Origin of the sequence: uncultured Roseibium sp., assembly GCF_963675095.2 — a bacterium.
In the GTDB taxonomy this organism is placed as follows: domain Bacteria; phylum Pseudomonadota; class Alphaproteobacteria; order Rhizobiales; family Stappiaceae; genus Roseibium.
Map to the genome: position 1 here is coordinate 27861 of NZ_CAXXSJ010000011.1, position 16380 is coordinate 44240.

Sequence of the window (16380 nt, forward strand, 5' to 3'; positions counted from 1 at the left end):
CCTCAGGTCCTCTGCCGCGGGTCGACGATATCGCGCAGGCCGTCGCCCAGAAGGTTGAAGGTGAACACCGCGAACATCAGCATCGCCCCCGGAAAGAGCGCCAGCCACCATTCGCCGGAGACGATGAAATTCGCCCCTTCGGCAACCATGATGCCCCATTCGGCGGTGGGCGGGCGCACACCGAGGCCGATGAAGCTCAGGCCGGCTGCGTTCAGGATCGCCCAGCCGAGGTTCAGCGACACCTGCACCATCATCGGCGGCAGGGCGTTGGGGTAGATGTGGCAGGCAAGCACGCGCAGGTCCGAATTGCCGGCAAGCTTCGCCGCCTGCGCAAAGCCCGACGTTCGGCGAATGTTGACCTCCGCCCGCACCAGCCGCGCATAGAACGGGATGTTGATGACCGCCGTGGCATAGACGATGTTTTCCACCGTGTTGCCAAGGGCCGCGACGATGCCCATGGCAAGCACGAACAGCGGGAACGCCATGATCGTGTCGAAGACCCGGTTCAGCACCCCGTCGATGAGGCCACCCCAGTACCCGGCGACAGCGCCCAGGAATGAGCCGAACACGAAGGAGAGCGCCACGGCGGCGACCGAAATTATCAGGTCGAGCCGCGCGGCGATAATCGTCCGGCTGAAGACGTCACGGCCGAGGTTGTCCGTGCCGAACCAATGAGCCAGCGACGGCGGCTGCAGGGCGGCGGCCGCATCCGACTGCAGCGGATCGTACGGCGCGATGACCGGGCCGAAGACGGCGACGAAAATCAGAACGCCAAACATGGCGAAGGCAATCAGCGTGACCGGGTTTTCCTTCAGCACGTAGATCAGATGATCCAGCGCGCCGTTGGATTTCCCGATCCCCGGGTCTGTTGCGAGGTCGCTCATTGACTGTTGAACCCTATGCGCGGATCGATCGCCGTATAGGCAAGGTCGATCAGGAGATTGAGAACGACGAACAGAAGCGCCATGGCGAGCACGAAGCCCTGCACCGCCGCGTAGTCGGAGACGACCAGCGCCTCCACCGCGTACGAACCGATGCCGGGCCAGGCATAGACCTTCTCCACCAGAACGTTGGCGCCGAGCGTGAAGGAAAACACCATGCCGAGGGTGGTGATCACCGGCAGTAGCGCATTCCGAAACGCATAGGTGAAAAGCACCGTCTCGTCCGTCAGCCCGGCGGCCCTGGCCGTGCGGACGAAATCGGAGGAGAGCGTGCTCAGCATGGCCGCCCGGGTCATGCGCGCAAGCGGCGCCAGCGTGAACAGGGCAAGCGTGATCGCCGGCAGCGCGAGCTGTTTCAGCGCCCCGAGCCAGGTTTCCCAGTCGCCGGCGAGCGCCGCGTCGATCAGGTAGAAACCGGTGACATGGTCCGGCTCGATATAGGTGAAATCGAGCCGGCCGAGCGGCGACGGCGCGATGCCGAGCAAATAGTAGAACACGTAGATCAGCACGATGCCGGTAAAGAACGTCGGCAGGGAGACGCCCGCCGTCACCAGCACCCGGCAGACATGATCGATCATGGAACCGGGGTTGGTGGCCGCGAGCACACCGAGGGGGATCGCGATCGCGCAGGACAGGATCAGCGCGGTCAGCGTGAGTTCGAGCGAGGCCGGCAACCGGCTCGCCAGGTCCTGGGCCACCGGCTGGCCGGTGGAAAGCGACGTGCCCATGTTGCCGGAGGCCAGATCGCTCACATAGACCAGGAACTGCTCGGGCAGGGACTTGTCCAGCCCGAGGTTTTCGCGCACCTGCGCGATGGAGTCCTCGTCGGCGGCCATGCCGGCGAAATAGACGGCCGGGTCGCCCGGCAATGCCCGCGTCAGCACGAAGCTGATGATCACGACACCGATCACAACAGGAATGGCCTGCGCAATTCGGATCAGCACTGTTTTCAGGCGGCCCGGCATGGCGGTCAGACCTTCTTCAGGGTGCGGCCGTCGAGCTGGCGGTGGAACCAGTACTCGTAGCCATCCACCTGGCGCAGGCCGACATTGACCGCCGGCTGCCACAGGGCGATGCGCGGAACCTCGTCCCAGGCGATCTCGATCATGCGCTTGATCTTCGGCGCGTAGTCCGGATCGTCGACCGACATGTAGAGCGTCTCGCCGGTCAGCTTTTCGATCTCTTCGTTGCGGTAGTTGGAGGCGTTGAAGAGATGGCCGTCCAGATAGGCCCAGAAGAAGTAGTAGCAGGGATAGTTCAGCCAGCCGCCGAAGGTTTCCAGCGGCAGCGCCAGGCGCTTCTCGACCAGCGAAGCGGTCCGCCAGTTGGCGCCGGGGATCTTGTCGATCGGCGCCTTGATGCCGATCTTCGCCAGGTTTTCCTGGATCAGCAGGGCCGCCGGTTCCATCCAGTCGGACTGGTCAAGCGCGATGGAAAGCGGTACCTCGAAACCGTCCTTGTAGCCGGCCTCCTCAAGCAGGGCCTTCGCCTTGTCGAGATCGGTCGAATAGGGGAACTTCTGCGGCCAGGCGATATCCGCCGGGCTCGTGCTCTCCCCGCCCCACATGGGGTTGCCCCGGCCATAGGCCGCCGTCTGGAACACTTCCTCGTAAGGCACCGACCATGCGATGGCCTGGCGGACGCGCTTGTCCTTGAACGGTTCGAAGATCAGGTTCGGACACAGGCAGTAGAAGGCGTTTTCCACCGGCGTGGTGTTCACGGTCAGGCCCTCGGCCCCGGCCAGTTCCTTGGCGTCCTTGTTGGGCATGTCGAAGGAGATCTGGATGTCGCCGCGTTCCAGAAGGGCGCGGCGGGTCGCCGGGCTCGGCACCTCGCGCATGACCACCCGCTTCACCGCCGGCACCGGACCGGAGGTGTAATTGTCGTTGCGCTCGTAGACGAGCTGCTCGCCCGGCTTCCAGGACAGCACCTTGAACGCGCCCGAGCCGGCCGGGTTCTTGTGCAGGTATTCCATCGCCCAGGGATCGTCGGCGGTGGCGTGGGCCTTGGCGACCTTGGAGTTGATGATCATCGGCACCGGTACCGCGAGATCCGGCAGGCTGAGCTTGGAAGCATGGGGCAGCGTGACCACGAAGGTCATGTCGTCGATGGCCTCGAACTGCTCCGGCTTTTCCAGCGAGCCGGCCTTCATCTGCACGGTCGGGAAGCCGCCGACGGAAACGGCCCGGTCGAAGGACCATTTCACGTCATGGGCGGTGATCGGCGAGCCGTCCTGGAACTTGCCGCCGGGGCGCATCTTGAAGGTGATCTTCTTGCCGTCCTCGGAGATTTCCCAGCTTTCGGCGGCTTCCGGCTCGATCACGGAATAGTCGTAGGACAGGCTGCCGTCGGCGAGCGTCTTGGTGCCGAAGCTGACCAGCCGGTCATAGGCGTTGACCGCGACCTGGTAGCTGGCGCGGTTCGTGCCCGTGCGGTGCAGGTCGAGGCTGTTCACGGTCTGGCCGGTCACGGCGACGATCACGTCATTGCCGGCGGCTTCGGCCGGCAGGCTTTTCAGGAACGGCAGCATGGATGCGCTGAGCACCGTGGCGCCGCCCGCTTTCAGGAAGTTTCTCCGGGAAGTTTCAACTGTCATTTCGGGTCCCCTCTTGGCTGAACGAAGCCACCTGGAAGGCGATGGCCGCGCCCTTGGGGGAAAGCTTGATTGGAAAAAGCGCTTCTTTCTAATGCTATTTTTGCAGTAAACTGCTTCCGAAAATGCAGCAGTCGACAAATTGGCGCGCGATATGAAGCACTTGACGACCCTGTCCCTGATCGAAGCCGTGGCAAAGGCCCGTTCGATCCGCAAGGCGGCGGAAGACATGAACATCACTTCGTCCGCGCTCAACCGGCGCATCCAGCGCTTCGAGGAGGAATTCGGCGCGCCGATCTTCGAACGCCTGCCCCGCGGCGTGCGCCTCAACCCGGCCGGCGAACTGCTGATCCAGCACATCCGCGCCCAGATGGCCGATCTGGAGCGCGTCCGCAGCCAGGTGGCGGATCTCTCGGGTCTGCGGCGCGGCCATGTCTCCATCGCCTGTTCCCAGGCGATCCAGCCCTATTTCATGCCCCGCCACATCGCCGCCTACCGCACCGAGCATCCGGGCGTCACCTTTTCCGTCCACGTCCGCGACCGCGACAGCGCGGAAGACGACCTGCGCAGCTTTCAAAGCGACCTGGCGCTGGTGTTCGAGCCGCGCCACCTGGAGGAATTCGACGTGATCGTGTCGGTGGAACAGCCGGTCTATGCGGTGATGGCGGTGGATCATCCGCTGGCGAAAAAGGAGACGCTCCGCCTGCGCGACTGCCTGGAGTTCCCCCACGTGGTCCCGTCACGCCACATCGGCATCCGCTATCTGCTCGACCTCGCCACCGGGCGCATGACCAAGAAGCTCTCCCACACCATCGAGGCGGACTCCTTCGAGTTCATGCGCCACTACGTCCAGAACGAAAAGGCGGTCGGCTTCCAGTTTCCCATCGGCCTGAACATCGCCAACGACACCCGCCTCGCCTTCCGCCCGCTGCCGCGCCGCGACATCGCCTTCGGCCACCTGGCGCTCTTGCAGGCCAAGGGCCGGACGCTGTCTGTGGCCTCGGCACGGTTTGCCAACCAGCTGGCGCTGGCGTTGAGTGAGGAGGGGTTGGGGGTGGGTTAGGTTCGGAGGCGTCTGGGAAATGGCCGCTCTTCGAATGTCTTTCATGGACGGGACGCGGACGTTCGCTGCGGGAGCGATATAGCCGCATTCTGAATGCACGAGTGGACATTCGAATGTCGAACTCGCCCAAGACCATCCATTTATGTGGGGCGGGGGAATTCAGCAGAGCGGCACCGAAAAGTGTTTAGAAGTTTATCAGGGTCTTTTGCGCTTTGTGGGCGCTTTTACTCATTTGTCCAGGAGATGGCTCCGAGTTAGAGCAGGTCGCGGAAAGTCTCGACCTTCATTCTGAACCGGTGGTTTGCGGCCCAGTCATCCTTGATGGTATCCGCTTTGGCGACGCTCAAGAGGCCTTCTCGGATCATCTGAACCGTTAGCTCCGCTGTCCCGAGAACTACCAGGCGTTCATCGATACGACGCGCTTCGTTTGCGGCGCGCCTATCGTCGAGGGCAAGACCAGCACCAATCGAAAGAGCATGTGCGATCGTGGCACTTTCGCCGATGCCGAGGCGCTGTGTCCCAGTCAGTCGGCCGAACATCTCAAGGGCTGCGTCGCCTTCAACGCGGCAGACCTCGCAGCATCCAGCGGCGACCGCTGCCTCGAACCGCGCCTGTTGCTCTTCATAGACTTCACAAATCTCACCAGCAGCATGGTCTGTCACAAGGAACTGCGTTGACAAATCCCCGATCAAATCCATCCTGTCGATCCGGAGAAAATTCACCAGAACGGACGTGTCGGTCACGAGCACTATCGGTGGAGGCATAGACATTGTCGACGTCATTCGGCTCGCGCCGCCTCAGCAAGATCGAGCAGCTTGCGTCCGTCGACACCGATGGTCTTGCCGACGTCCAGTAGGCGGCCGCGGGAGATTTCCCCCAGCCGGTATGCCTCCAGCCCAAGATGTGCGACGCGGCTGCGAAGTTCGCGAGTCCCCTTACCCGCACTGACGGGCGTTTCGAGATCATCGAACAAGTCCAGCGCCCGTAGGTAATCTCCACCGGCTGCCTCATGTTCCGACGACAACAGCAAAGCGCTTTCAGGCTGGTTGACGTATCGAAGGCTCTTCAGCCGATAGACTGCCGCTTGATAGCTCACACCGAACCTATATGCGATGAAAGCGACATCCTGGAAGCCGATGGTTTGGGAACGCGGTGCCGGCCGCAACTGTCCCTGTATGCTTCCTCCCGTCGCCACGTCAAAAACAATCTGATCGGTCCGTGCCGGTTGCCCCTTTCCAAGCTGACGGAGTTCCTCTTCGAGGCCAGCTTCGGGAAGTAAGAAGGCCGCCGCGAAAGCGTTTGCCCGCTGCTCGATCCGCTCACTGCTGTTGGTGGCACTGCTGACGCCGACGACCCGATCCCGATCCAGAAGCGCATGCGCGTATTCGTGCGCCAGCGAGAAGCGTTGACGAGCGCGTACATGTCTGGCGTTCACGAGAACCGCCATTCCGATGCTCCGATGATGGAGGAATAGACCGGACATGGTCGGAGGGAGTTCCGCGACGGATGCCCAGATCCCCTGATCTCCGAGGAGCTCCGTCATGTCGGCAACCGGAGCGCTCCCGAGTTCAAGCCGCTTGCGCTCTTGTTCTGCAATCCTCTCACCTTGCATAACCGCCTCGCCGGTTGATCTTGGAACCGGTTCTCGGTAGGCAGGGGGGCCATCCCGCTCTTCCCGACCAAGCAACCCCTCGAGACTTACCCCCTCGCGGCAAATCCGGACGCAACGATCGACCTCGCTGCGGATATTCGGTGCATCGTCAAGCCCAGGAGCAATCCGATGCAGCGCGATGACGACGTCTTCCTCAGCATCCGGCGCCTCCGCAAAAAACCAGCTCACAGGGCGGCGATAGAGCTCAGCAAGGCTCACTAGCTCCATAGTCGAGACGGCACGATTGCCGCCCTCGATTTGGGTCACAGCGGTGCGGGGCAGATCAAGGGCGTCCGCCGCTTCATTCTGGCTGATCGATGCGAGTTCACGGGCCGCCCTCAGGCGCTGAGCGATTTCAAGACGATTCATGTTGGTTCCTTGGGGTTCGTGCGATGGCCTCCTCCCTGCCACCACCTTACTCACAACATAGGTTTATCGAACTATAACGTCAAATTCTTACTTGAAAGTTCGATTTCCGATCGCCAGATAACGGATATGCCAACGAAAGGGGGTGATACTCATGGCAGGCAAGAACCAGCACGTGGTCAGACGCCAAGATGGTTGGGCCGTCCGCGGCGAAGGCAATGACAAGGACACCGCGCATCTCCCGACGCAGGCGAAGGCAATCGAGCGGGCTACCGAAATTGCACGTAACCAGCAAAGCGAAGTATTGATCCACGGAGAGAACGGCCGCATCCGCGAGCGAAACAGCTACGGAAACGATCCTTTCCCGCCCCGCGGATAAAGCAAGCGAGGAGGACCAGCCTGGCCCTCCTCGACTTCGCCGATCGAAATGCGTCTTTTGCAATTCAGAGGCTTTCCCCAAATTATTGCGCCACGATATTCTCGTTCAATTTTGCTGCCATTGGCGCGAATGACCGAGTTGGTTACGCCACAATTCTGCTTGAAACGATTACCGGCTGTCAGCAATGGGCCGGTGTTGCCACCGGCCCCTTCGTCATATCTCTACGCCTTTAGAGATCGTTAGCGCGTCTTCGAGTTCCACGCCGAGGTATCGGACGGTGCTGTCCATCTTCGTATGGCCGAGAAGAAGCTGAACCGCTCGCAGGTTGCCGGTCTTTTTATAGATTTGGGCGACCTTCGTCCGTCTCATGGAATGCGTGCCATAAGCGCTAGGTTCCAAGCCGATCGAGCGCACCCAATCCTTCAAGAGACGAGCGTATTGCCGCGTCGAAATATGCGGGCGATCGTGGAAACGACCGGGCCAGAGGTGCTCGTGGCCGGCCATCACCGGATTGGTGATCCACTCTATAAGTGACTTTCGGGTGCCGTCGGTGATCTCGAACCGCACCGGCGATTTTGTCTTGCTCTGCAAGATCGAGGTTCGTTCCTTGACAGCGCCAGCCGAGAAGACGTCTGCGACTTTCAGCCGGACCAGATCGCAGCCGCGCAGTTTGCTATCGACTGCCATATTGAAAAGTGCCAGATCACGGACGGCGCCAGCCAATTCGAGACGAACACGGATCGCCCAGACATGCTTTGGGAGCAGTGGCCTCTTCTGACCGATAATGCGAGCGTGGTTCCATGCCTTCTTGGCGGGCACCACCATCGGCAGGTTGATAGCAGACATAGCGATTCCTCCGAACCACTCCTACCCACCGCAACGCTCGCGACATTCGAGCAAGCAATGATATGTCGATTCCTGGTGAAGCAGGCAACTGAAGCTCCGAGCCTAAAGAAATCATTATAGAGCACTACTTATGGACACAACTATTCTTGATTGCTACTCTATAATTAATGAGCATGGAGTTGTGAGTAATGGCGAATTGGAAGAAAAGTTTTAAGGCTTTGTCACCAAAAATGAGAGCAGAATTGGCCGGTATCGACTCTCCGAATGTCAAGGTTTTAGCAGGGAAACTCGTCACAGCCGAGGAGGTACAAGAAGGTCTATACGCTCATGTTGACTTAAATATCGAAAAATTAGTGGTCGGAAATTCTTGGGAAATCATCCCATCCCCCACTATAGGAATCCGTTCAAAACGTAACGTCGAAGGCTGGGAAGTCGTTAGAAAAGATTTGCCGAAGTTTCGAAAGTACTTCTACCATGACATTGCGATTTACGGCGACGCCGCTCGCAACGGAACCACAACAGCCGCAATCCCGCGAGAAGTTTATGAGAGGGATGAATTTCCACCGTATCTTTTTCATATTCAGGTACTCATTCAAGAACAGAAGCGAGACGGGGCGTTTGGAGTGGTGTTTTCGATAGATGAGGTGTTTCTAAAAGGTACACCCGATTTCGATAATGACCTACTGTTTGCGGTTAATCTGCTTCAAGAAAACACCGGCGTTTCTGGTGTCGTTGCAGCAGAGAATCCAGAATACGTCTTTTCAAGCGACTTGGATTGGGACGTTTTCCCTCCTGGTGACTTGGAGGAACTTCGAACTGCGTTGTGCGAAGGGCGACGAGCCGTTCCTGAGGATACCGTTTCAGAGCGTCTCAGGCTTTTCGAGCAATTTGAACCGATTGAGTATTTACGCGGGCTTGGAGGAAATGATCACTATATCGGAGCAAAATATGCTGATGACCTGGTGGTATTTGAAAATTTAAAATACGGCAACGCACTATATGTTCTTTACGGAAATTGGATGGAGTTATCTAGAAGACCTAGAAGCGAGCTTCTTAAGCTGAAAACAAGCCAATATGACCGCATCATCCATACTTTAGGCTGGGAAACTCGATTTGCAGTTCTCATGCAAACCCAACTGGCTGAACGAGGGATTCGAATTCGTATCGGCCGTAACATGCGTCGTCGTCGTCACCGTTGATGTAATTGTTACCGTTTTGATCTTAAGCGCCTCAAACAAAGGTCCGAAAAGTCCCGTAGTGTCGGCGTTTGGTTGCTAGCTGTCATCGCAGATGCAACGAATGGTCGCTTCGGCGAGTTGCATCGCAGCACCCTATCTGCAAGGTGAACGACCGGTTAGGGCCGAAAGCGGTCGCTCAGCAGACCCAACCTCCCATACTTGCCCTCTAAAACCGCTCCACCCACGGCCAGTTCCTCCGACCACGGCCTGCGCTCCTGATTGATCAGACTGGGACAGGCTAGGGCGACGGCGTCTAACTCAAACCTACGTCCTCATCTAACCGGCCGCAAAGGCGGCAGGCGGGTTTCGAAGATCGAGGATTTCACGATCGAGGTATGGGTTTCGGCGCGCTCGTGGAACGGGAGCAGGATGTCGTCCAGTTCCGCCACGTCCGCCAGCGCGAGGCGCGTGACGTAACAGTCGTCTCCGGTGACACGGTCGCAGGACAGGAACCGGGGCTGTTCCTCGATCATCTTTTCGACGACATGAAGCTGCCCGCTGCGGGGCTTGATCCGCACCAGCGCCTGGATCGTGTAGCCGAGCGCGCGCAAGTTTACCTTCGCGCCGAAGCCTGAGACGACTCCGTGGTCGCGCAAAGAGCGGAGACGCTCGCCGACGGCGGGGCCGGACAAGCCGACCTCCTTGCCGATATCCGCGAGGCTCAACCGGCCATCGGTTTCGAGGATCTCGATGATCCGGCAGTCGGTCTGATCCAGTGCTTTCGACATGAAGGAAATCGTCTCCCGGAAGCTTTGACATGAAGGCGAATGGGCCGAAACGCCTTCGCCATCGCCGGGACGGAAGCCTATTGAGACCCTAATATCCTGTCAAACGAACACAGGAGATTGTCATGGATATTCAACGCATCGCAGCCTTCAGCCAGGGATCGGCCGGGGGCAACCCGGCCGGGGTGGTTCTGCTAAAAGAGGCTGCAAGCGAAGCCGACATGGCCCGCGTCGCGGCCGAGGTCGGCTATTCGGAGACGGCCTTCGCGGTCGCACAGGACGACACCGGCAAGAGCTGGCGCGTGCACTATTTCTCGCCGGAGTCCGAGGTTCCCTTCTGCGGCCATGCGACCATCGCCCTGGGTGCAGCGCTTGGACAGCACAGCGGCCCGGGCACATTTGCCCTGACGCTCAACGAGGCTGCAATCAAGGTCGAGGCTCAGGAGACCGAGGGCGGACTGCTGGCAACCCTCCAGTCCCCGCCGACACGCAGCCAGGCGATTTCGGAGGAAGAACGCCGGGACGTGTTGTCCCTGTTCGCTCTCGGCCAGGAGGATCTCGACCCGCGGCTGGCCCCGGCGCGCATCCACGGCGGCGCGGATCACATCGTGCTGGCCTTAAAGGACCGCGCCAGGCTCGCCGCCATGACCTATGACCTCGATCAGGGGCGGACGATCATGCGCAGGCACGGGCTTGTCACGGTGATGCTGGTCTTCATCGAGGGGGATCAATCCTTTGTCGCCCGCAACGCCTTTGCCTCCGGCGGCGTCCTCGAAGACCCGGCGACCGGCGCGGCCGCCGCCGCCTTTGCCGGCTACCTGCGCGACAGCGGCTGGCCCCACGGCGGCGCCTTCACCATCCGCCAGGGCGAAGACATGGGCAGCCCCTCCCTGATCCGGGTGACCCTGGACGACACCAGGGGCGCGCCCGTGCGGGTTTCCGGGGGGACCCGGGCGATCGGGTGACGGCGGACAGTCCAGTCCCCAACGGCTCCCAGGGAGGAACCGACACGACCTCCCCTCCCCCTCGGTCCGTCATCACACGGCGCAGTCCACAGCTGTCCGGATTGATGGCCTATGCCTTGAAACCCGAACGTCTCGGCTTGTTTTCCTCTCCCCCCTTGAGGGGGAGATGTCTCCGTCAGGAGACAGAGGGGGGTATAAGCCTCTCGGAAAATTCGGCTTTTTCAGAAAATGCGGCACCGTTTCACCCCCCTCTGTCGGCTTGCCGACATGTCCCCCTCAAGGGGGGAGACGGGAGTGGGCGGGACCGGTTTTCGTGTTCCTTCTGCCCCCGGGAAGGCCAAGCCTCCTCCCTCTCAGGCCGAGTTCACCCATCGCCCGGGCAATGGCGGACGATCACGAAACCTTCGGCCTCGGACGGCACGACAAAGTGCCTGGCGAGTTGGTCGAACTGCTCGTCCGTCACGGAAAACGGATGTTCGCCGCGGGCGTTCCGCGCCCGCAGCCGCGCTTTGCAGATATCGTCCGGCAGATCCAGGAAATGGAGCCGATGCGCCGCCTGCGCGCCTTCGGCAAGGTCCCGCATCCAGGCCCGGGTTGCGACCGTGTTTGCCGGGAAATCCAGCACCACCGACAGGCCGGCCCTGAGCAGGGAGACCACATGCGGCCCCATGACAGCGCGCAATTTGGCGGAACAGCGCACGTAGTCGGAAATCGACACCATCTCATCGGCAAAAAGCGCGGCCAGCCAGTCGTCTTCGGCAATGACGACCGTTCCCGCGGCCTCACCGAGGCTGACGGTCAGGGTCGATTTTCCGGAAGCGGCCTTGCCGCAAACGAGGTGAAGTGTCGGAGAAGCTTGTGTCATGAAAACCCCTGTCCGGCGCGTGGTGCACCAATGCAATTTCGGAAAAAGACGGCCCGGCCCGGCTGATCAGGCCGGGAGACTAATTCGACCGGTACGGTCGCCGAAAAAGGTCCGAACAAAGGATTTCATAGGCGGGAGATGTGACACGGGCCCGGTCCGATGTCCAGATCGGCATCGGGCCGGGCCTTGTGTTTCCGGATGTCTGTTGAGGACAGGACCCCGGGCTCAGTAAGCCCGATCGCCCAGGACCGAACCGACCGGCAAACCGGGGGCAACGACGCTTCCGTCATCATAAACGCCGATCGTGATTTTCGTCGGGACCTTCCTGTAAAGAAGCAGGCTGCGCGAATCCGACCGTGCGGACCACTGGACGACGCCACCGCCATTCGGAATTGGCCCGACCCAGGTGTTGTTGCCGGTTTTTCTGTAGAGCCCCACTTGCTGCCCGTTCGGCTTTCGAATGGCAAAAGCCGTCAGACCGCCCGGCTTCTTTTGCTGCGCGGCCGGCCGCACGCAATCCGTCCCGTCGCTGTTGGCCACCAGCGGCGGCGTGCATCGGAGGATGATCTGCTGCGCCTGTGCGGGGCCGGACAGAAGGCCGGAAAACCCGGCAACCAAAGCAACGGCGGCCACGGCCGGCATCTGAACGAAAATGCGTGGGCGGATCATTTCAAAAAACATATGTATTGCCTTCTGTTTCAGGAAAAATTGGCGTGAAAAACACGGCATCGAAGCCTGGCAAATTTTTAAAAAGCCGAAGATGAACCGGCGATGAACAGGAGGTCGCGGGCAGATAAGAGGTGAAGAAGAGCTCCCTCTCCCCCTATTTCAGTTTTTCTGGGGGATAGGGTTGGGGTGAGGGGAACAAAACTCTCAAGGATATGGAAAGGCTACATCCCCTCACCCGGAGCTTCGCTCCGACCTCTCCCCCAAGAAGTTAAAATGGGGAGAGGTAAATTGGGGCCAGCCCACTCGCCTCTTTAAAACCGCTCCACCCAAGGCCGCACGGCCAGTTCCTCCGTCCAGGCCGAGCGGTCCTGGTTGATCAGGCTCAGATAGGTCTCTGCGATGGCGTCGGGATCGAGCATGGAATCCGGCTTGTCGGCGGGCTCGACGCGGCCGGGATTGCGGATGCTGCCGTCGATGTTGATCCAGGCGACGTGGATGCCCTGCGGGTGCAGTTCGCGCGCCATGGACTGGGCCAGGCCCCGCTGGGCGAACTTGCCCATGGCGAAGGGCGCCGATTGCGGAAAGCCCTTCACCCCGGCCGAGGCGCCGGTGAAGAGGATCGTGCCCCGGACACCGTTGTCCGGCTCTGAGGCGAGCATGACGCGCGCCGCCGCCTGGCCGATGAGGAACGCGCCGAAGGCCGTGACATGCAACGCGTGGCGCACGCCCTCCCGGTCGAGATCAATGAGCGGGCCGCGCTCGCGGGCGGACGGGTTATAGACGGCGACGCGCAACGGCCCGTCCAGGCCGGCAAACAGGGCGTCGACCTCTTCCGGTTTGGAGGCGTCGCAGGTGATGCAGCGGGCGTTCGTCTCCGTGGCAAGATCGGCGATCTTGCCAATGTCCCTCGCCGCCAGGACGACCCGGTAGCCTTCCCGGTGCAGCCTGCGGGCAAGCGAGGCGGACAGGCCGGAGCCGACTCCGACGATAAGGGCCACGGGAAGGACCTGGGGGGCTGTCACGGGAAAGTCTCCTGCTTGACTGTCGATCGAGAGCCGAAGGGATCGGCCTTAGCGATCAAGTCTGCGCCGGATGACCCGCGATCACAAGGGGACGGTCCCCGGGGTTCCCGGGAACCGGCTGTTTCAGGTCACTCAGAACGACATCACGCGGGTATCGTCCGCCATGATCGCGCCGGCGATTTCCGGCGGCTTGGCGACACCGATACCGTCGAGCAGCGCATCCGGGGCAGCGCCCTTGTTCGGCAGGTAGATCGCGCAGACCTCCACCTTGGCGCCCGCTTCCATGATCTTCTTCATCAGGCCTTGCGGGCTCATGCCCTTCGGCGCCTGAGGCGCGGTGGCGCTTTCCGGCGCGTCCTTCAGGGCGAGATCGCCGGCCGGGCCGCAGAGCAGGATCCGGGCGGAGGCCTTCTGCTGCACGGACTGCATGGTCAGCACCATGGCCATCAGCTGGGTCTGCGGCTCCGGCGCGGTCACGATGGTGACCAGCTTGTCCGGCCCCTCCGCCTTGACCGGCGCCAAAGACATCATGACGCCCGTCATCAGGGCTGCGGTAAAGAGCTTCAGTTTCATGGTCCGATCTCCTTCTTGAGGTTATTCAGGTTGGCAGATTTCCCGGCGGCTGATCGCCAGTCCGGTCCGGGCAAGCAGGGTGGCGATGATCGCGGCAAGCAGCGCCAGCGCCAGCGTGCCGATGATCCGGTAGGTGTCGGAGCCCGTGTGATGGGCGTGCAGGAAACTGCTGATCGCCAGCGCCGCCACTGGAAACGACAACGCCCACCAGGACAGCGCGAACGGAAGCGTCCGGATGCGCCCGGCCTGGGTCAGCACGATCAGAAAGAACACGTAGGCGAGGTTCAACAGGATCTGGCCGAACGGCCCCGGATCGCCGACCATATGGCTCCACGACACATAGGCGACCGCCGGCGGGGCGATCAGGATGGTCAGGGTCGGCATCAGTTTTCCCGGCAGCGGATCGTGGAACACCAGCCGGTTGAAAACCAGCGTCAGAAGCACGATCCAGAACAGGAGACCTGCCGAAAAGAACAGCCAGCTGAGGTCCGTATAACCGAGTTCCATGCCCGCAATGGGCACCAGCACATTGCCGACGGCCGGGATGAACCAGGCCGGCGACAGATGCGGCGTCTGGAACGGCCGGTGACCGATCCACACCCCGATCACGGCAAGCGCGAGCACGCCCTGGGCGACCGTCCCGATCAGCCAGAACGCATGGGCGGCGGCCGGAGCGATCGGCAGCAGCACAATGGCCAGCAGGATGGTCGAGATCGAGATCGTCGGAAAGAAGGCGACCTTGACCGGATGACGCCATTCCTCGGCGACGGCGCCCGGCGCCCTGAGGACCTTGGCCACATAGCCGATGGTCACCAGGACGAGCACGCCGCACGACAGCACGAGCGACCAGGTCGACAGCATCGCCGGCAGCGACCAGGCCCTTTCCGCCGCGCGCAGCGCCAGCGTCAGTCCCATCAGGCCCATGACGATGGCAAAGAAGGTCACGGGATAATGTTCCAGCCGGCTCGCGGCCCCGTTTGCCGGTGCCGTCTCATGGGCGGTGGTCATGTCATCTCTCCTCGTTGAAGGCCGGGCCCCGGCGCACCAGGGACTGGAGCGTGTAGACCAGGACCGCCATACCGACGGCGCCGAGCGCGCCGATGCCCAGATAGGCAATCAGGTCGATCGGCCCGCCAAGGTCCTTGTAGCTGGAGTGGGTGACCTCCTGGACGAACCAGATCGCCGCCACCGCGCCGACGGGCATGGACAGCTGCGCCAGGAAAAACTTGCGCATGGAGAGCGACCGGTCGCGGATCAGCACATAGAGATAGGCGAGCGTGATCACGACCGCCGTGGCCACCATGGCCCAGAACAGGACCGGACCGAACATCTCCTCGAAAACGGCAATCAGCATGCCGGGTGTGAGTTCTTGCATGGACGTTTCTCCCGTTATCAGGCGCGGCCGCGCAGCATGGCGTTATAGGTCGCCTTAAGGGCGACTTCCTTCATCAGCCACGACACCCACAGTTCCTCCAGCGGCGCGATGATGCCGGGGAAGGACGGGGTCAGATTGTTGTTGTAGTCGAACTCCACCAGCATCGCCCGGCCGACCCGGGTGATCAGCGGACAGGAGGTGTAACCGTTGTAGGTCTTGGTCCCTTCCTTGCCTTCGATGGCCGCAACCAGCTGGTCCTCGACCACCGGCACCTGCCACTTCACGCTGGCCGCCGTCTTGCCTTTCGGCACCCCGGCCACGTCGCCGACGGCAAACACGTTGTCGAACCGCGTATGGCGCAGGGTGTGCTTGTCGACCTCGACCCAGCCCTGGTCCACCCATTTGCCGGTCTTCCACGACAATGGACTGTCCTTGACCACGTCATGGGCGCGCATGGGCGGAATGACGTTGGTGAAATCGAAGCCGATTTCCTGCGGTCCGTCCGGCGTGGCGAAGGTCGCGACCTTCCGGCCCGGATCGATGGCGGTCATGACGTGGTTGTAGGCCGTCTTGAAGCCGCGATCCTCGTAAAGCATGCGCACCTTCTCGTTCACGATCGGCACGGAGAAGAAGGCGTTGTTATGGGCGGCGTAGAGGATCTCCACCTTGCCGCGCGTGCCCTTCCGCCGGGCGTGATCGTCGGTCAGGAAGGTGTATTTGAGCGGCGCGCCGGCGCATTTCATTTCCGTGGCCGGCCGGGTGAACAGGCCGACGCCACCGGTATCGGTGAAACTTTCCATCGCCGCCCAGGTCTTGGCCGCATACTCCGGCCCGGCATAGACGGAGCCGATGCCGTTGGTGCCGATCAGGTCGAGCGACATGCCTTCGATCGCCGTAAAGTCCAGCTTCAGGCCGGTGGCGACGACGAGATAGTCGTAGTCCAGGCTCTTGCCTGACGTGGTGGTGACCGTCTTTGCCTCCGGGTCGATTTCCGCAGCGCCTTCGGCGACCCACTCCACCGACCGGGGCAGCCAGTCGGAGGTCTTGCTCACCGAATAGCCGGACGGCTTCAGGCCGGCGGCGATCAGGGTGAAGCCGGGCTGGTAATA

At 61.5% G+C, this 16380-nt stretch carries 18 protein-coding genes; 4 read left to right on the plus strand and 14 right to left on the minus strand.

Features of this window, described 5'->3' with window-relative positions:
• Nucleotides 1-2: 2 nt before the first annotated feature.
• From ABIN98_RS04640 to ABIN98_RS04650, 3 genes are read right to left on the minus strand one after another with little or no spacing between them, the layout of a single operon-like run.
• Entirely contained in the window at nt 3-884 is an 882-nt protein-coding gene (locus ABIN98_RS04640) for an ABC transporter permease (protein WP_346907825.1), read from the minus strand.
• A complete protein-coding gene (locus ABIN98_RS04645; RefSeq protein ID WP_346907826.1) occupies nt 881-1906 on the minus strand; it encodes an ABC transporter permease in 1026 nt (341 codons plus the stop codon). The genes ABIN98_RS04640 and ABIN98_RS04645 overlap by 4 nt, the downstream gene beginning before the upstream one ends.
• A 5-nt stretch (nt 1907-1911) precedes the next feature.
• Nucleotides 1912-3537: an ABC transporter substrate-binding protein gene (locus ABIN98_RS04650; protein WP_346907828.1), complete on the minus strand. Its 1626-nt coding sequence runs from the start codon at nt 3535-3537 to the stop codon at nt 1912-1914.
• A 151-nt stretch (nt 3538-3688) separates the two neighbouring features.
• Here ABIN98_RS04650 and ABIN98_RS04655 point away from each other — a divergent pair, with 151 nt between their 5' ends.
• Nucleotides 3689-4597: a LysR family transcriptional regulator gene (locus ABIN98_RS04655; RefSeq protein WP_346907830.1), complete on the plus strand. Its 909-nt coding sequence runs from the start codon at nt 3689-3691 to the stop codon at nt 4595-4597.
• A gap of 254 nt (nt 4598-4851) precedes the next feature.
• On the opposite strand, the gene ABIN98_RS04660 is transcribed toward ABIN98_RS04655, so the two are convergent.
• Both ABIN98_RS04660 and ABIN98_RS04665 read right to left on the minus strand, forming a co-directional pair.
• The gene (locus ABIN98_RS04660; RefSeq protein ID WP_346907832.1) at nt 4852-5340 is read right to left on the minus strand and encodes a hypothetical protein; all 489 of its coding nucleotides are present in this window, start codon (nt 5338-5340) and stop codon (nt 4852-4854) included.
• 35 nt (nt 5341-5375) lie between these two features.
• Nucleotides 5376-6617, minus strand: a complete 1242-nt coding sequence (locus tag ABIN98_RS04665) for an XRE family transcriptional regulator (RefSeq protein ID WP_346907833.1) — start codon at nt 6615-6617, stop codon at nt 5376-5378.
• Between the two features lie 151 nt (nt 6618-6768).
• On the opposite strand from ABIN98_RS04665, the gene ABIN98_RS04670 reads away from it, so the two are divergent.
• Entirely contained in the window at nt 6769-6993 is a 225-nt protein-coding gene (locus ABIN98_RS04670; RefSeq protein ID WP_346907835.1) for a DUF2188 domain-containing protein, read from the plus strand.
• Between the two features lie 213 nt (nt 6994-7206).
• Here ABIN98_RS04670 and ABIN98_RS04675 read toward each other — a convergent pair whose 3' ends face one another.
• Nucleotides 7207-7839, minus strand: coding sequence for a tyrosine-type recombinase/integrase (locus tag ABIN98_RS04675; protein WP_346907837.1), 633 nt, complete (start codon nt 7837-7839; stop codon nt 7207-7209).
• A 188-nt stretch (nt 7840-8027) separates the two neighbouring features.
• Here ABIN98_RS04675 and ABIN98_RS04680 point away from each other — a divergent pair, with 188 nt between their 5' ends.
• Nucleotides 8028-9038, plus strand: coding sequence for a hypothetical protein (locus ABIN98_RS04680; RefSeq protein WP_346907839.1), 1011 nt, complete (start codon nt 8028-8030; stop codon nt 9036-9038).
• Between the two features lie 311 nt (nt 9039-9349).
• Here the strand turns inward: ABIN98_RS04680 and ABIN98_RS04685 are convergent, their stop codons facing one another.
• The gene (locus tag ABIN98_RS04685; protein ID WP_346907840.1) at nt 9350-9805 is read right to left on the minus strand and encodes an Lrp/AsnC family transcriptional regulator; all 456 of its coding nucleotides are present in this window, start codon (nt 9803-9805) and stop codon (nt 9350-9352) included.
• A 122-nt stretch (nt 9806-9927) separates the two neighbouring features.
• Here ABIN98_RS04685 and ABIN98_RS04690 point away from each other — a divergent pair, with 122 nt between their 5' ends.
• Nucleotides 9928-10767, plus strand: a complete 840-nt coding sequence (locus ABIN98_RS04690) for a PhzF family phenazine biosynthesis protein (protein ID WP_346907842.1) — start codon at nt 9928-9930, stop codon at nt 10765-10767.
• Nucleotides 10768-11131: 364 nt separating this feature from the next.
• Here the strand turns inward: ABIN98_RS04690 and ABIN98_RS04695 are convergent, their stop codons facing one another.
• The 7 genes from ABIN98_RS04695 to ABIN98_RS04725 form a co-directional block, all read right to left on the minus strand.
• A complete protein-coding gene (locus ABIN98_RS04695; protein ID WP_346907843.1) occupies nt 11132-11632 on the minus strand; it encodes an ATP-binding protein in 501 nt (166 codons plus the stop codon).
• Nucleotides 11633-11857: 225 nt separating this feature from the next.
• Complete coding sequence (locus ABIN98_RS04700; RefSeq protein WP_346907845.1) at nt 11858-12313, minus strand: hypothetical protein; 456 nt, start codon at nt 12311-12313, stop codon at nt 11858-11860.
• 299 nt (nt 12314-12612) lie between these two features.
• The gene (locus ABIN98_RS04705) at nt 12613-13323 is read right to left on the minus strand and encodes an SDR family NAD(P)-dependent oxidoreductase (RefSeq protein WP_346907847.1); all 711 of its coding nucleotides are present in this window, start codon (nt 13321-13323) and stop codon (nt 12613-12615) included.
• 132 nt (nt 13324-13455) lie between these two features.
• Nucleotides 13456-13896 carry a hypothetical protein gene (locus ABIN98_RS04710; protein WP_346907849.1) on the minus strand — a complete coding sequence of 147 codons (441 nt, stop codon included), beginning with the start codon at nt 13894-13896 and terminating at the stop codon, nt 13456-13458.
• 21 nt (nt 13897-13917) lie between these two features.
• Complete coding sequence (locus ABIN98_RS04715) at nt 13918-14904, minus strand: SLAC1 anion channel family protein (RefSeq protein WP_346907850.1); 987 nt, start codon at nt 14902-14904, stop codon at nt 13918-13920.
• 1 nt (nt 14905) lies between these two features.
• The gene (locus tag ABIN98_RS04720) at nt 14906-15271 is read right to left on the minus strand and encodes a DUF5368 domain-containing protein (protein ID WP_346907852.1); all 366 of its coding nucleotides are present in this window, start codon (nt 15269-15271) and stop codon (nt 14906-14908) included.
• Between the two features lie 17 nt (nt 15272-15288).
• Nucleotides 15289-16380: FAD/NAD(P)-binding oxidoreductase (locus ABIN98_RS04725; protein ID WP_346907854.1), on the minus strand; the 1092-nt coding region annotated here is incomplete at its 5' end.

Excerpts from the sequence above, each read along its gene's own strand:
- ABIN98_RS04640 (WP_346907825.1), bottom strand. The coding sequence starts at position 884 with ATGAGCGACCTCGCAACAGACCCGGGGATCGGGAAATCCAACGGCGCG.
- ABIN98_RS04645 (WP_346907826.1), bottom strand. The coding sequence starts at position 1,906 with ATGCCGGGCCGCCTGAAAACAGTGCTGATCCGAATTGCGCAGGCCATT.
- ABIN98_RS04650 (WP_346907828.1), bottom strand. The coding sequence starts at position 3,537 with ATGACAGTTGAAACTTCCCGGAGAAACTTCCTGAAAGCGGGCGGCGCC.
- ABIN98_RS04655 (WP_346907830.1), top strand. The coding sequence starts at position 3,689 with ATGAAGCACTTGACGACCCTGTCCCTGATCGAAGCCGTGGCAAAGGCC.
- ABIN98_RS04665 (WP_346907833.1), bottom strand. The coding sequence starts at position 6,617 with ATGAATCGTCTTGAAATCGCTCAGCGCCTGAGGGCGGCCCGTGAACTC.
- ABIN98_RS04670 (WP_346907835.1), top strand. The coding sequence starts at position 6,769 with ATGGCAGGCAAGAACCAGCACGTGGTCAGACGCCAAGATGGTTGGGCC.
- ABIN98_RS04675 (WP_346907837.1), bottom strand. The coding sequence starts at position 7,839 with ATGTCTGCTATCAACCTGCCGATGGTGGTGCCCGCCAAGAAGGCATGG.
- ABIN98_RS04680 (WP_346907839.1), top strand. The coding sequence starts at position 8,028 with ATGGCGAATTGGAAGAAAAGTTTTAAGGCTTTGTCACCAAAAATGAGA.
- ABIN98_RS04685 (WP_346907840.1), bottom strand. The coding sequence starts at position 9,805 with ATGTCGAAAGCACTGGATCAGACCGACTGCCGGATCATCGAGATCCTC.
- ABIN98_RS04690 (WP_346907842.1), top strand. The coding sequence starts at position 9,928 with ATGGATATTCAACGCATCGCAGCCTTCAGCCAGGGATCGGCCGGGGGC.
- ABIN98_RS04695 (WP_346907843.1), bottom strand. The coding sequence starts at position 11,632 with ATGACACAAGCTTCTCCGACACTTCACCTCGTTTGCGGCAAGGCCGCT.
- ABIN98_RS04700 (WP_346907845.1), bottom strand. The coding sequence starts at position 12,313 with ATGTTTTTTGAAATGATCCGCCCACGCATTTTCGTTCAGATGCCGGCC.
- ABIN98_RS04710 (WP_346907849.1), bottom strand. The coding sequence starts at position 13,896 with ATGAAACTGAAGCTCTTTACCGCAGCCCTGATGACGGGCGTCATGATG.
- ABIN98_RS04715 (WP_346907850.1), bottom strand. The coding sequence starts at position 14,904 with ATGACCACCGCCCATGAGACGGCACCGGCAAACGGGGCCGCGAGCCGG.
- ABIN98_RS04720 (WP_346907852.1), bottom strand. The coding sequence starts at position 15,271 with ATGCAAGAACTCACACCCGGCATGCTGATTGCCGTTTTCGAGGAGATG.